The 14,081-nt window shown below is 71.4% G+C and carries 13 protein-coding genes; 9 read left to right on the top strand and 4 right to left on the bottom strand.

Translation table 11 applies throughout. From position 1 onward, the window contains the following. Nucleotides 1-72: 72 nt before the first annotated feature. The 5 genes from O7616_RS24550 to O7616_RS24530 all read left to right on the top strand — a co-directional run bounded on the left by O7616_RS24550 (nt 73) and on the right by O7616_RS24530 (nt 5,676). Nucleotides 73-435, top strand: a complete 363-nt coding sequence (locus O7616_RS24550; RefSeq protein WP_282304160.1) for a hypothetical protein — start codon at nt 73-75, stop codon at nt 433-435. A gap of 148 nt (nt 436-583) precedes the next feature. Beyond that, nucleotides 584-958: a class IIb bacteriocin, lactobin A/cerein 7B family gene (locus tag O7616_RS24545; RefSeq protein ID WP_282304159.1), complete on the top strand. Its 375-nt coding sequence runs from the start codon at nt 584-586 to the stop codon at nt 956-958. A gap of 27 nt (nt 959-985) precedes the next feature. Next, the gene (locus tag O7616_RS24540) at nt 986-2,152 is read left to right on the top strand and encodes a YcaO-like family protein (protein WP_282304158.1); all 1,167 of its coding nucleotides are present in this window, start codon (nt 986-988) and stop codon (nt 2,150-2,152) included. Then, nucleotides 2,145-3,539, top strand: coding sequence for a TfuA-like protein (locus O7616_RS24535; RefSeq protein WP_282304157.1), 1,395 nt, complete (start codon nt 2,145-2,147; stop codon nt 3,537-3,539). Before O7616_RS24540 ends, O7616_RS24535 begins: the two co-directional genes overlap by 8 nt. A gap of 10 nt (nt 3,540-3,549) precedes the next feature. Then, complete coding sequence (locus O7616_RS24530) at nt 3,550-5,676, top strand: radical SAM protein (protein WP_282304156.1); 2,127 nt, start codon at nt 3,550-3,552, stop codon at nt 5,674-5,676. 288 nt (nt 5,677-5,964) lie between these two features. Here O7616_RS24530 and O7616_RS24525 read toward each other — a convergent pair whose 3' ends face one another. Continuing rightward, nucleotides 5,965-6,876, bottom strand: a complete 912-nt coding sequence (locus tag O7616_RS24525) for a GNAT family N-acetyltransferase (RefSeq protein WP_282304155.1) — start codon at nt 6,874-6,876, stop codon at nt 5,965-5,967. A gap of 154 nt (nt 6,877-7,030) precedes the next feature. Here O7616_RS24525 and O7616_RS24520 point away from each other — a divergent pair, with 154 nt between their 5' ends. The 3 genes from O7616_RS24520 to O7616_RS24510 are packed head-to-tail and all read left to right on the top strand — an operon-like array spanning nt 7,031 to nt 9,430. After that, nucleotides 7,031-7,312: a hypothetical protein gene (locus tag O7616_RS24520; RefSeq protein WP_282307811.1), complete on the top strand. Its 282-nt coding sequence runs from the start codon at nt 7,031-7,033 to the stop codon at nt 7,310-7,312. Further along, nucleotides 7,204-7,791: a cyclase family protein gene (locus O7616_RS24515; RefSeq protein WP_282307711.1), complete on the top strand. Its 588-nt coding sequence runs from the start codon at nt 7,204-7,206 to the stop codon at nt 7,789-7,791. Before O7616_RS24520 ends, O7616_RS24515 begins: the two co-directional genes overlap by 109 nt. 13 nt (nt 7,792-7,804) lie before the next feature. Beyond that, entirely contained in the window at nt 7,805-9,430 is a 1,626-nt protein-coding gene (locus O7616_RS24510) for a thiamine pyrophosphate-binding protein (RefSeq protein WP_282304154.1), read from the top strand. A gap of 108 nt (nt 9,431-9,538) precedes the next feature. On the opposite strand, the gene O7616_RS24505 is transcribed toward O7616_RS24510, so the two are convergent. Together O7616_RS24505 and O7616_RS24500 are read right to left on the bottom strand one after the other, a co-directional pair. Next, nucleotides 9,539-10,756 carry an MFS transporter gene (locus tag O7616_RS24505; protein WP_282307710.1) on the bottom strand — a complete coding sequence of 406 codons (1,218 nt, stop codon included), beginning with the start codon at nt 10,754-10,756 and terminating at the stop codon, nt 9,539-9,541. 46 nt (nt 10,757-10,802) lie between these two features. Further along, nucleotides 10,803-11,348: a hypothetical protein gene (locus tag O7616_RS24500; protein WP_282304152.1), complete on the bottom strand. Its 546-nt coding sequence runs from the start codon at nt 11,346-11,348 to the stop codon at nt 10,803-10,805. A gap of 125 nt (nt 11,349-11,473) precedes the next feature. Between O7616_RS24500 and O7616_RS24495 the strand changes: the two genes are divergently transcribed. After that, nucleotides 11,474-12,664, top strand: coding sequence for an RNA polymerase sigma factor (locus O7616_RS24495; RefSeq protein ID WP_282304151.1), 1,191 nt, complete (start codon nt 11,474-11,476; stop codon nt 12,662-12,664). A gap of 218 nt (nt 12,665-12,882) precedes the next feature. On the opposite strand, the gene O7616_RS24490 is transcribed toward O7616_RS24495, so the two are convergent. Further along, nucleotides 12,883-13,773 carry a hypothetical protein gene (locus tag O7616_RS24490; RefSeq protein WP_282304150.1) on the bottom strand — a complete coding sequence of 297 codons (891 nt, stop codon included), beginning with the start codon at nt 13,771-13,773 and terminating at the stop codon, nt 12,883-12,885. Between the last annotated feature and the right edge of the window lie 308 nt (nt 13,774-14,081).

Here is a 14,081-nt window from a genome sequence, read left to right as displayed (position 1 = left end):
CCGGAAATCCCGCGCTTCCGGTCGCCGCCGGGGCGTCGCCGCCGGCTGCCGATCATCGAAGGGAGCAGGGGTGTGACACCTGTCGATCGAGCGGTCTTCGTGGCCGCGTACAGCCGGTTGGTCGCCGAGGTCTGGGCCGACCCGGTCAAGGAGCGGGCGCTCGACGAGGACCCGCGCGGGTTCCTCGCCGGATACGGGCTGGAGCTGCCCGAGGACGTGCAGGTACGGGTGGTCCGGGACGTCGCCGACGCCGACCCCGACCTGGAGGTGCAGGTCGAGTCGTGGGAGTCGGCGGCCACCACCGGCACCTTCGTGCTCTTCGTGCCGTCGCTGCTGCCGGTGGCCCAGGCGGAGCTCGCCGAGGACGAGTTGGACAGCGTCGTCGCCGGCCTGGACTCCAGCTGCGCCTGCTGCTGCCCGTGCTGCTGCACCTGACACCGATGTCTGCCGCGGGTCGGCCTGTGCGGCACATTCTGATGGCAGTGACAGGAAATGCTTGATTGCCGAACCTCGATCTTTTTAGCGTTCTCCAAACAGAAATCGACCGCCCACCCCGGAGCGTTCCCCAGGAGAGGACCAAACGATGAGCAACGACGGACAGGAATTCGGCGCGAGGTTCGTGACGAAGTATTCGGAGCTGGTTACCGCGGTGTGGCGCAGCGACGAGGAACTGCAACGCCTCCTCGCCGACCCGACCGCCTACGCCACGGCGGCCGGCCTGCCGGTCGAGCCCGGTGCCCGGGTCGAGGTCGACCGCGCCCAGCCCGCCACGCTCTACACCAAGGAGCAGATCGTCTCCGACTGGGCCGGCACGCCGGGCCTGCACATCCTGCACGTGCCCGAGGTGCCGCTGGTCGACCTCAACGAGCTGACCGAGGCCGAGTTGGAGACGGTCGCCGGTGGCGTCGCCCCGATCGCCGACAACAACGTCAACATCATCGCGGTCCTCATCCTCTGAGTTCCCCCACCACCGCCGGGAGCCTCGATGACTGACACGACCGAAACCATCGCTTTCCGGTCCGGCACCTACCGGACGGCGAGCGTGGAGCAGACCTGGGAACGGGTCGGCGGGATGCTCGACCGATTCCGGATCACCCGGGTCGCGGACATCACCCGACTCGACGAGATCGGCCTACCGGTGCACGTCGCCTACCGGCCGGTCGGAGCCACCATGGCGGTGAGCGTCGGCACCGGCGCCACGGCGACGCAGTCCCGGGTCAGCGCGGTCATGGAGAGCATCGAGTCCTGGCATGCCGAGAACCTCCGGCCGGGGATCGTCGTGCGGTCCCCGGCCGCGGCGCTCGACCTGCCGTACGACGTTCGGTGGCTACACCTGGCCGAGCGGTCGCCGCTGACCCCCGCCGTCGAGTTGGACTGGGTGGCCGGCCGTGGGCTGGTCACCGGTGCGCAGTGCCTGGTGCCTCGCGCCACGATCGAACTCGACTTCACCGTCCGACGGGGCTGGGACCGCGCGCTGTTCACCCCCAGCAGCAACGGCCTGGCCACCGGCAACACCTTCGCCGAGGCCAGCCTGCACGCCCTGCTGGAGGTCGTCGAACGCGACTGCATCGCGCCGTACTGCACCTCCCCGTTGGCCGAGCGCACCTACGCCGACCCGGGCACCGCCACGAACCCGATGACCCGCACGGTGCACGACGCGTTGCTCCAGGCGGGCTGCTGGGTGGAGGTCTGCGACATCACCAACGCGATCGGTGTGCCCTGCTACGCCGCCTCGATCTGGTCGGAGGACCTGCCGGTCACCTTCGGCGGCTTCGGCTGCCACGTGGACCCGCAGATCGCCGTCGGCCGGGCCATGTCGGAGGCAGCCCAGTCCCGGCTGGTCATGGTCTCCGGAGCACGCGACGACATCGACGCCACCGCGTACCACGACGTGGGTGCCGCGCCGGTGCCGCCCCCGACCGTCGACCGGCCCGTCCAGCCGGTCCGCCGGGACCTCCCGCCCACCGGCGACGTGACCGAGGTGCTGCGCGAGTTGGCGTCCCGCGTGCAGCGGATCACCGGCGTCGAGCCGTTCAGCGTCGACCTGACGCACGACGACATCGGCATCGCGGTGAGCAAGGTGTTCGCCCCCGGCCTGCGCATGTTCGACGAGCGGGCCCTGAGTACCCGACCGGGAGTGCCCCGTGACTGACGTCGTCTTCATCGGTCCGAGCCTGCCGATCGACGAGGTCCGCCGGTCGCTGCCCGACGCGGTGGTGCTGCCGCCCGTCGCGCACGGCGACCTGCTCCGCCTGGACGTCGTCCCCGGCGACCGGGTCCTCGTCATCGACGGGTTCTTCCTGCAACACCCGCCGGTCCGCCACCGGGAGATCCTCGACCTGCTCGACCACGGGGTCGCAGTGGCCGGTGCCGCGAGCATGGGCGCGCTGCGCGCCGCGGAGCTGTGGCCGTTCGGGATGCGGGGCGTGGGCGAGGTGTTCCAGCTCTACCGCGACGGCGTCGTCACCGGCGACGACGAGGTGGCGGTGGTGCACGGGCCCGCCGAGGAGGGTCACCGCACGCTGAGCGAGCCCCTGGTGAACATCCGGGTCCAGCTGCGTCGCGCCGTCGCCGCCGGAGTGCTCAGCGACGCCGAGGCCGCGCTGTTGCTGGACACCGCTCGGGAGTTGCCGTTCCGGCGGCGGTCGTACCGCGCGTTGGAGCGCACCGCGCCACCCGAGGTGGCGGCCGTGGTGGACCGCTTCGTGACCTGGCACCGGCGCAACCCCTGGGACGCCAAGAGCGCCGACGCCCGGTTGCTGCTGTCGATGGCGGCGGACGACGCCCCCGAGCTGTCCCCGGCGCACGGCGGCGACCAACCGATCGACAACCTGCACACCCGCTTCCTGGACAGCTGGCGATCCCGCTTCGCCGGGGAGTCGATCGGCGGGCACTGGGTCAGCGACCGGGAGGCCGCGGCGGTGCTCATGCTGCTGCACCCCGAGGAGCCCGCCTGGCACCGACGGGAGGTGCTGGCCGGGCTGGCCGGAGTCGACATCGCCGATCCGACCGCCGAGGAACGCGCGTACGAGGTGGCGCGTGGGCGAGGACTGACCACCGTCCTGCCGACCGGGCACGACTGGCTGACCGACTCCGAACGGGGCCTCGACGACCGCGAGGCGGTGCTGCGGGTGTTGGTGCGGGCGTTCGGCACCACCCCACACCGCAGCCTGGCGCTATGGATGGTCGCGGCCCCGCTGCGTACCCCCGCACTGCTCGCCGCGGCACGGCAGGTCGCGGCCACCGCGGCGGCGCTGAACGAGACCCTGCCCCGGAAGACCGGGCACCGTCGACCGGGTGGTCGGCTGCACTTCCGGACCGCTGTCGTCGACGCGTGCTTCGCCGCGCTGTGGGGCTGCGACACCGACGGGCTGGAGGCGGCGGCATGGGACCGGGGCTTCGTCGACCTGATGGCGTTCCGGTACGCCGCCGAACCACTCGTGGCGTACGTCAAGGCGTTCGGCGCTCCCCGGCTGCCGGAGGTGGCGCAGCACGCGCCGGAGGAGACCCTGGCCGGTTCCGCGGCCCGGGTCGGCTGAGGAGGAGTCGATGAGCGGCACCGTCAAGGCGGCACTGATCTACCCCCCACTGACCGATCCCACCTCGGGATACCACTCCCTGAACTACCTCGACTCGTACGCCCGCGCGCAGGGGCACCGGCCGGCGGAGATCATCGACGCCAACATCGAGGCGTTCCACCACTCGTACACCCCGTCGGCGTACGAGTGGCTGCAGCGGGAGCTGTCCCGCCTCTCCGTCGACGACCTCAGCGGCCCGGACGCGCTGATGGCCCGGGCGAACCTGCTCAACCTGCCCGAACCCGACCCGGAGCGGCTGCGCCGGTCGATCGGGGTGCTCCAGGACCCCACCCTGTTCTACGACTACCGGCACTACCAGGACGCCGTCGAGGGCGTGATCTCGTGGATGGACACCCTCGGCGCGGTCGGGTTCCCCGGGCAGTTCCACGCCGGCTTCCGGCTGCACCCACCGCCGATGATCTCGATCGGCTCGGTGGCCGCGCTGACCGACGAGGCGCTACTCGGCCGGCTCAACCGGCCCTTCCAGCCGTACTACGAGGACGTGCTGATCCCACGACTCGCCGCCGGCGGCAACCAGGTGATCGGGATCAGCGCCACCTACCAGTGGCAACTGCCGTTCGCGCTCTGGATCGCCCGACTCGTCCGGAAGGCGTGCCCGGACGTCTTCCTCATCGCCGGCGGCACGGAGATCTCCGACGTCTGGAAGTGCGCCAGCAAACCGGAGTACGTCTTCCAGGTGCTCGCCGACTTCGACGCGATAGTGGTCGGCGAGGGGGAGAGCGCGTACACGGAGATCCTGGACGCGGTGGCGACCGGCACCCTGCCCGCCGGGCATCCCAACGTCCGCCTGCACCCCAGGTACGGCCGCCAGCGTCAACTGCCGCTGCGCTACGAACGCCTGGCGCAGGTGCCCGTCCCGGACTTCTCCGGTTTGCCCTGGGACCTCTACCTCAGCCCGGAGAAGTTCGTCTACTACTCGCCGACCCGAGGCTGCTACTGGAACAAGTGCACGTTCTGCGACTACGGGCTGAACACCGACGGACCCACCAGCCCGTGGCGGCAGGACACCGTGGACACGATGATCGCGGACGTCACCGAGCTGTCGAAGTTCGCCAAGTTCATCTACTTCTCGGTGGACGTGCTCGCGCCCGCGACCATCCTTCGTTTCGCCGAGCGTGCCGTCGAAAAGGGGTTGGACTTCCGTTGGGGCGCCGAGATCCGGTTGGAGAAGTACTGGTCCGACGAACGGTGCGAACTGTTGCGCCGCAGCGGTTGCGTGGCCGTCTCGGTCGGCTTCGAGTCCGGGAACCAGCGCATCCTCGACCTGATCGACAAGGGCACCAAGCCGGAGCAGGTACGCCGCACCATGACCGCGATGACCAAGGCCAACATCGGCGTACAGATGATGGGCTTCACCGGCTTCCCCACCGAGACCCGCGAGGAGGCGCTGGACAGCGTCACGTTTTTGCGCGACAACCCGGACCTGTGGACCCTCGGCGGGCTCGGCGACTTCATGCTGACCCCGGGCGCGATCGTCGCGAAGGAGCCGGAGCGGTTCGGCATCACCAACGTGCGGCCGGTGGAGGGCTCCGACATCGTCCGGATGCTGACGTACGACGAGCCGGTCACCGAGGCGGCGCAGGAGGAGGTCGCCCAGGCCAAGGCCGGCCTCAACCCCGGGCACTTCCACCGTCCGTGGCTGGGCAGCACCGACACCCCGCACACCTTCTTTTACCACGACCGATACGGCACGGCGGTACGCGGCGTACTCGCCCACGACCGGGTCCGGCACGACACCGACGAGCACACCCGGTTCCTCGCCAACGGCACCTTCGTGGACCGTGACGACGAGCAGGTCTGGGAGGCGTACCGGCGGATGCGCTCCGACGACCAGGACGGCGTCCCGGGCGACCTGCCGGCGGACCGGCACCTGTTCCGCCGGGCCGACGGCCAGGTGTACGCGCTCAACCGCAGCAGCCGGCTGTTCCTGGACCTCTTCACCGCGCCGCTGACCCTCGCCGAGGCGCAGCGTCGACTCTGGATCGTCGAACCCACGGTCGCCGACCGGGTCTGGCGGACCTTCATCGGGCAGCGCCTGATCCGCCGCCACCAACTCCCGAACGAGGCGACGCGGTGACCGCGACCGCCGGATGCGGCGGGCGGGGCGATCCGCATCGGTGCGACCGTGCGGCAATGCGCCGAGCTGGGCATCTTCACCTTCGGAGCGGGCCGCCCAGCTGCGGGCCGAGGCCGACGCGGAGGCCGCTGCTCCTCCGCTGTGCGACATGATCAAGTGATGAGAAGTAGGTCAAGAACGGCCCTGCGAGCTACTTTTCATCATTTGATCATGTAGGGCCGCCGATACTCGGCTCAGGCATGCGACCACGGCACGTCGCCGTAGGCGTGCTGCCCGGCGACCGCGATGTCAGCGGACGATGACGAGGTTGGCCATGTCGACGACCGGTCGGTAGCCGAGGGCAGCGTAGATCTTGTTCGAGGTCGGGTTGGCCTGGTCGGTGAACAGGCAGACCCGCGCGCCCTCGGCCTGGAGTCGCCGGGAGACCTCGGCGACCGCGTTGCTGGCCCAACCACGCCCGCGCTGGTTCGGCGGCGTGTACACCGGGCCCACGCGTGCCACCCCGAACGACGGCGGGTTGGCACCGGTGAGGTGCACCGGCTGCCCGGTGTCGTCGACCCAGAACCACAGCCGTCCGGCGCGAAGCCGGCGCAGCAGCTCGTCGCGCTCAGGCACGTCGTGCGCGCTGGTGCCGCGCGGTCGCCTCGCCTGTTCGTCGGCGTCGCCCTGGAACGCGATGTACCACCGCGTGACCAGTTCCACGTCGTCCTCGGTCGCGACCACCAGACGGCCGGGCACGGGTGGCGGGCAGGTCAGCTCGCCGAGTTCGTGCAGCCGCATGTGCTGCGCGACCTGGGCTCGACCCCCGAGGAGCCGGGTCAGTTCGGTGGCGAACAGGTCGACTGCGGGCCGGGCCCCGTTGACCGCGAGCACCTCCTCGTCGCGCCCGTGCAACGTGTGGGCCAGCGCGACGGCCGCCTCGTCGGGCATGGGCAGCAGGTACGGCGGATAGGGGGCGTAGGGCGTCGTGCGCATTCCGGCGCCGACCACGGCGCCGGAGTCGTCGACGACCGCCAGCCACCAGTCGCGGTTCGAGTACGGAATGCCCGCATCACGCTGTGCCGACAGCCGGTGCGTGTGGGTGGTGACGATGGTGCAGCCGACCGGATCGGCACGCAGGTAGTCGTCCGCTGCGGCCAGGAACTCTTCGGGGTCGGTGAAGAACCGCAGCCGCAGCCCGGCCGTCTGGGTAGCGCTCATCCGCGTACGGTAGCGACAGCGGTGCCACATCGACGCGGAATTTCGTGTGGCCCACGGTCCGCAGACACTCACCGACCCGGATCGGTGGTTGGAGCCGTCGACACACTGCTCTCGCACGTCCAACGTGGAGGGAGCGGCGGTGTACCGTCGCCGCATGACGGTGCTGCAGGAGTTTGTCGCCGCTCTATCCAGCGGCCGGATCCAGGTTGTCGACCTCACCGCCCCGCTCTCGGACCAGACCCCGATCCTGGGTCTGCCGGAGCAGTTCGGCCAGACCTGGCCGTTCCAACTCAGCGAGATCAGCCGGTACGACGACCGTGGTCCGGCCTGGTACTGGAACACTTCTCCACCGGTGAGCACACCGGCACCCACTTCGACGCCCCGGTGCACTGGGTCACCGGTCAGCAGGGCGCGGACGTGTCGCAGGTCCCGGTGAGCCGGTTGATCGCCCCGGCGGTGGTGATCGACCACACCGCGGACGCCGCCGACGACCCGGATTTCCTGCTGGAGGTCGAGCACGTCAAGGCGTGGGAGGCCGAACACGGTGCTCTGCCCGCCGGTGGCTGGTTGCTCTACCGCACGGGATGGGACGCGTACGGCGACGACCCGGAGCGGTACGCCAACGCGGGCCGTACCCCGGGCATCTCCGTCGAGTGTGCCCGATGGCTGGCCGAGGAGTCGCCGATCCAGGGGGTCGGGGTGGAGACGGTCGGCACCGACGCGGGTGCCGCGCATTCGTTCGACCCGCCGTTCCCGTGTCACTCGTTCCTGCTCGGCCAGGAGAAGTACGGCCTGACCCAGCTCCGTAACCTGGCGCTGTTGCCGGCGACGGGCGCGGTGGTGATCGCCGGACCACTGCCGATCGTCTCCGGGTCCGGCAGCCCGTGCCGGGTCCTCGCGCTCGTCGAGCGGTAGGACCAGCCCACCGATGCGGGTAGCCGAGGTGGTCGGCCGGGTTCTCCACGCCCACGGCGCACGGTACGTCTTCGGGGTGGTCGGCAGCGGCAACTTCCACGTCACCAACGCGCTGGTGGCGGCCGGCGCCCGGTTCGTCGCGGCGGCCCACGAGGGCGGCGCGGCGAGCATGGCGGACGGGTACGCCCGCACCTCCGCGGCGGTGGGCCTGCTCTCGGTGCACCAGGGTCCGGGTGTCACCAACGCGCTGACCGGTCTCACCGAGGCCGCGAAGAGCCGTACCCCGATGGTGGTCCTGGCCCCGGAGGCGACCGCGCCCCGGTCGAACTTCTTCATCGACCTGCCGGGGCTCGCCGCCGCGGTCGGGGCCGACTTCCATCGGGTACGCGCGACGCACGCGGCCGAGGACGCGGGCGCGGCGTACCGGGCGGCCGCCCGGGGCGCGACGGTGGTGCTGGGCCTCCCGTTGGAGGTGCAGGGCTCGGCTGTCGAACCGTGGTCCGGCCCACTTCCCACGGTCGCGTCGACCCCGTCCGTCGCGCCGCAGGTCGAGCCGCTGCTGGCCGCGCTCGGGGCCGCTCGTCGGCCGGTCTTCATCGCGGGTCGGGGTGCCCGGTCGGCGCGCGAACCGTTGACCCGGCTCGCCGACGGGTGTGGGGCGCTGCTCGCGGTGTCGGCTGCCGCGAAGGGACTGTTCACCGGCGACCCGTGGTATCTCGACGTGGCCGGCGGCTTCGCCACCCCGCTCGCCGTCGAGCTGATCGGCGCGGCGGACCTGGTGGTCGCGTGGGGCAGCACGCTGAACATGTGGACCACCCGGCACGGCGAGTTGATCCCGTCCACCGCCGTCGTCGTCCAGGTGGATCAGGACCCGGCCGCGTTCGGGGTGAACCGTCCGGTCGACCTGACGGTGCTCGGCGAGGTGACCGCCGTCGCCGAGGCGCTGCTCGACCGGCTTGGCGAAGACCCGACGGGCGTCAGCGGTTGGCGCACACCGGAGCTGGCACGGCGGATCCGCGACCACGGCCGGTGGCGGACGGTCCCGTACCAGGATGAGGGCGACTCGGCGACGATCGACCCGAGGACCCTCTCGGCCGCTCTGGACGACCTGCTGCCGCCCGACCGCACGGTGGTGGTCGACTCCGGCAACTTCATGGGTTACCCGTCGATGTGGCTCGACGTGCCGGACGTGGCCGGGTTCTGCTTCACCCAGGCCTTCCAGTCGGTCGGGCTCGGCCTGGCCGGCGCGCTCGGCGCGGCGGTCGCCCGGCCGGACCGGCTCACCGTCGCCGCGCTCGGCGACGGCGGGTTCGTCATGTCCGCCACCGAGCTGGTGACCGCCGTCCGGCTCGCGCTGCCGCTCCTCGTGGTGATCTACGACGATGCTGCGTACGGTGCCGAGGTGCACCACTTCGGCCCGGACGGTCACCCGTTGGAGACCGTCACCTTCCCCGACACCGACCTGGCCGCGATAGCCCGTGGTTACGGCTGCGACGGGGTGACCGTCCGCAGCGTCGACGACCTCGGGCCGGTACGCGAGTGGCTCGCTGGTCGCCGTACCCGGCCACTCGTGGTCGACGCCAAGGTCTGCGCCGCGCGGGGGTCGTGGTGGCTGGAGGAGGCGTTCCGTGGCCACTGAGCCGTCGCCGTGTCTCGACCGGTGGGCACACGACGTGGGCCGACGCTGAGGCGACCGGGTGGGATCGAGACTCCTCCGTCGACCGGGAGAAACGACGCCGCTGACCCGTTACGCGTGCCGGGGCGCGGCGAGGTCGGTGGGGGGACGGGCGGTGGTCGGCGACGGCTCGGTGTGGCCTCGCCGCCCGTCGACGGCGAGCAGCCCGAGAGCGACAAGCGTCAGCAGGCCGCCGACGAGGGCCAGCGGGCGCGCTCCCGAGGTGGACAGAAGCGCGCCGCCGAGTAGCGAGCCGCCGCAGATGCCGGCGTTGAACGCGGTACTGACACCGGCCGACGCGATGTCGGTGCTACCCGGAGCCAGGTGCAGCATCCGGTTCTGCACGGCGGAGCCGAATGCGGCGTAACCGAGGCCGATCCCGGCCAGGAGAGCCGCCGCGCCGGGTTGGAGCGCGCCGATCGCGTACAGGCCGAACAGCGAGGCGGTGCCGATGCTCAGCGGCGTCAGCAGGGAGACGATCGGCCAGCGGTCCAGGGTCCGCGCCGCCGCCAGGGTGCCGACGACGCCGGCGGCGCCGGAGACGAACAGCAACGGCGCCAGCATCGCGTCGGCGAAGCGGCTCACGTCGAGCAGGAACGGTGTGACGTACGTCTGCAGGGTCATGAAGCCGCCGATGCCGAGCGCCGTCGCGACCAGCAAAAGGATGAAGCGTCGCCGGTCCGGTGCCGTCCCCCGCGCCGCGCCCCCGGCGGCCGGGGGATAGGAGGGGAGAAGAACGGAAACCGCTGCGGCGGTGGCCAGACCGACTGCGGCCAGCACCCCGAACGCCACCCGCCACCCGGCCTGCTGCCCGAGCCAGGTGCCCAGGGGTACGCCGAGAACCGGGGCTAGTGTCGCCCCGGCGGCGAACAGCGCCACCACCCGGCCGCGCACCGCGACGGGAAAGTGCCCGGTCACCGTCGCCGTGGCGACGGACCAGAAGAGCGCCTGCGCGAGGGCTGTCAGGAGACGGGAGCCGGCGAGGACGGCGTACGTCGGCGCGAGCGCGGCGGTGGCGTTGCCGGCGGCGAACAGAAGCATCGTGACGCCGAGCAGGTGACGCCGGGGAATCCGCTGGGTGAGCCGGGCCAACGGCACCGAGGCCAGCACGACCACGATGGCGTACCCGCTGACCAGCAGACCCACCTGCGAACGGCTGCGGTCGAGATCGGGAGCGATGTGCGTCAACAGACCGACGGGCAGCAACTCGGTGGTGATGAACGCGAACGCGCCGAGTGAGAGCGCGGCGAGCACGGCTCTGGCCCGGCGGGGCGACACCTCCGGCGTCATGGACACCCCCGTTCCTGGTCACCGTCGTCGAGGGTCCACCCCGCCCTCAGCCGGTCGGGGAGGGATCCTCCGCCCGGCGGCGTAGCTCGCGCAACACACCGTGCCGGCGCAGCGCCCACACGAGGCGCCGGACGCTGCGGTGCCGCAGGAACAGCACCGCCGCCCGGTGGATCAGCCCGACGCGATCGTCGTTCACCTGGTCGTCGACAGCCTGCCAGATCAGCTCGCGCGCTCGCGCGTTGTCCAGCACCGCCCGCAGCTCGCGCCGTACCGCAGGATCCTCGGCGGCCGAGGCGATGGCGGCAGCCTGGCCCGGTCGGTCCGCGAGGGGTTCGGCCATCGCCGCGACGAGTGGTCGGCGTACCTCGTCCCGCTCCAACAACAGCAGCACCGCGTCCCGGATCTCGGTGGTGTCGAGACCGGACCGCAGTAGGCCCAACAGGCTGCGCTCGACCTCGCGGTCGTGGTCCGGATCGGACAGCGCGGCCAGCAGCACCGCCACCTCGTCGAGGTCGACGAGCTCGCGTATCCCGCTGCGGAACTCCGGCAACTCCCAGGCAGCCTGTAGACCTTTGACGAGATTGCGATTCATGACCCGTGCGCTACCCGGAAGGGACGGACGCCGAAACCCGTCGACCGTCGGCCCTCACGCCGTACAACGTCAGCCCTCTGCGAGAGGATCATGGCTGCACCACCGACGAGGAGGCGGGTGACGACATGGATCTGGAAGACGTCTACCGCGCGGAGTACGGGCGCTGCGTCGCCACCCTGACCCGCGTGCTCGGCGACATCGACCTCGCCGAGGAGGCGGTCCAGGACGCCTTCGCCACGGCCGTGCAGAAATGGCACGTCACGCCGCCCAACCCCGGTGCCTGGATCGTGACCACCGCCCGCAACCGGGCCGTCGACAGGCTTCGCCGGGAGTCGACCCGCGAGGCCCGGCACGCCCAGGCGCTCCTGCTGAGCCACCAGGACGAGCCCCGGGAGGTGGGGCCGGTGAAGGACGATCAGCTGCGACTCATCTTCACCTGCTGCCACCCGGCGCTCGCCCCCGACGCGCGCACCGCTCTCACGCTCCGCCTGCTCGGCGGTCTACAGGTGGCGGAGATCGCCCGGGCCTACCTGATTCAGGAAGCGACAGTCGCGCAGCGGATCGTGCGTGCCAAGAGGAAGATCCGCGACGCCGCCATCCCTTACCGGGTGCCCGCCGAACACGAGTTACCGGAACGGCTGCCGCCGGTGCTCACCGTGCTCTATCTGATGTTCAACGAGGGCTACACGGCCACCGATGGGCCGCTGATCAGACCCGACCTGTGCACCGAGGCGATCCGGCTCGCCCGCGAACTGGCCGTGCTGATGCCCGACGAGCCGGAGGTCCTGGGGCTGCTCGCCCTGCTGCTGCTGACCGAGGCACGCCGTGCGGCCCGGGTCGGCCCGACCGGCGGCCTGGTGCTGCTGGCGGACCAGGACCGGTCACTGTGGGACCGGACGCTCGTCGCCGAGGGCCACGACCTGGTCCGCCGTTGCCTGCGGCTCAACCGGCCCGGGCCGTACCAGATCCAGGCCGCGATCAACGCGGTGCACACCGACGGCGTCACCACCGACTGGCGGCAGGTCCTGGCACTGTACGACCAGCTCCTCGCGCTCACGCCGACCCCGGTCGTCGCGCTCAACCGGGCGGTCGCCGTCGCCGAGGTGTACGGGCCGGCGGCGGCCCTGGCCGCGCTGGAGGAGGTGCACCTTCCCGGCTACCACCGGTTGCCCGCCACCCGCGCGGAGTTGCTGACCCGGCTCGGCCGCGACGCCGAAGCCCGGGCCGCCTACGACGAGGCCCTGGCGCTGGTCACCAACGAGACCGAACGTGCCCACCTGCGGACGCGCCGCGCACAGCTCGCCCCCACAGGCTGAGGCCGCCCGCATCCTTTTCAAAGTCCCTCGCGAGGACCCGGCGTACTCAGCCGTCGAGCATGGAGGCGATCGTGGCTGGGGCGTTCAGGGGCGCCCTGCGCGCGGCTGCCGCGTGGTCGACCACCGCGACGACGGCCGCGCCCGCCCGCTCCGCCTCGGCCCGCAGGGCGGCGACGGTCTCTCCGACATCGTGGGCCGTCTGGTCACCAGTCCGTCCTTCACGGCCGACCCCCGCTCACCGCGTCGCTGGGCGAATCCCTCTCATCGTGCCCGCGACCGACGCAGGTCGGTGGCGCTTTGCCGTGAGTGAGCGCGCAGGTGGGCTTGGTCAGACCGAAGTACGAGCCCGCGGCGATCAACAGCCCGACACCCCACACGGTGTAGGCCGGCAGGACCACCGCCAGGAACCACGCAGCGCCGTCCACGTTGTCGCCGGTGGCCCAGGCCGTCATGCCACCCACGCCGAAGTATCCGGTGAGGCCGGCACCCACGAAATACCCCGGCCCGAGTACGAGCCAACGCGGCACCCCGCGCCCGGCGAGCGGCCGGACCCAGCGCGGCCAGATCCGACCCCACCTGTGCACCAACGCCAGCGGTAGTAGGGTGCCGGCCAGGAACATCAGGACGACGAAGGTGACCAGGAACGCCCAGGGAACCTCCGGCGCCTTGCTCGACAGGAAACCGTGCAGTATTTCTGCGCCGAATCGGGCCAGACATGCCACGACCGCCGCGTAGCCGGCGAGAACGGCCCACCACGGCGTCGTCTCCCGTGACTCCGGGGAGCCGCACCCGGTACGACCGCAGCGCCGGCAGACGCCACGGGCGCGCCGTTGCTCGCGGATGGCGACGCCGATGGTCACTGCCCCGCCGACGCCACCACTGCCCTGCGCCAGCAGCGTGGCCCCGTCGACCGAGCTGACCTCCATGCCGAACACGCCGCCGAGGACCATCAGGAGAGTCAGCGGGAACATGAACGAGTAGAGCAGCAGCGACACCCCCGATATCCAGCCCAGCGCTGCCACCAGCCATCGGAGAGCGGTCCGGCGACGACGCTCGGCTCCCGACCCGACGAGCAGGACGGTCGCTGTCGCGAGCACCGAGACCGCCACCGGAAACCATCCCTCCGGCAGGAACGACTCGCCCGGTTCGGTGAATCGTGGCGCACCGCGGCTCGCCCATACGGCGTGGACAGCCGCGTATGCCGCCGTCCACGCCGCAGCGGCGTACGGCAGCCAGGCTGATCCCCGGCCCGGTCGCCAACCTGTACAGGCGCTTCTGGTCACAGAACCCACCATCGCGGTCGTCGGGTCGCGTCACGTCCCCCACGCGGGTGAGCCACGTCCCGCCCGAGCGGGAAGGCCGTCGTCGCCCAGCCCACCCGCCTCCCGGGAACTCCTCAAGGATTGCTCAAATTCGA

The organism is Micromonospora sp. WMMD964, from assembly GCF_029581455.1.
In the GTDB taxonomy this organism is placed as follows: domain Bacteria; phylum Actinomycetota; class Actinomycetes; order Mycobacteriales; family Micromonosporaceae; genus Micromonospora.
This window is presented reverse-complemented; position numbering and strand designations above follow the sequence as displayed.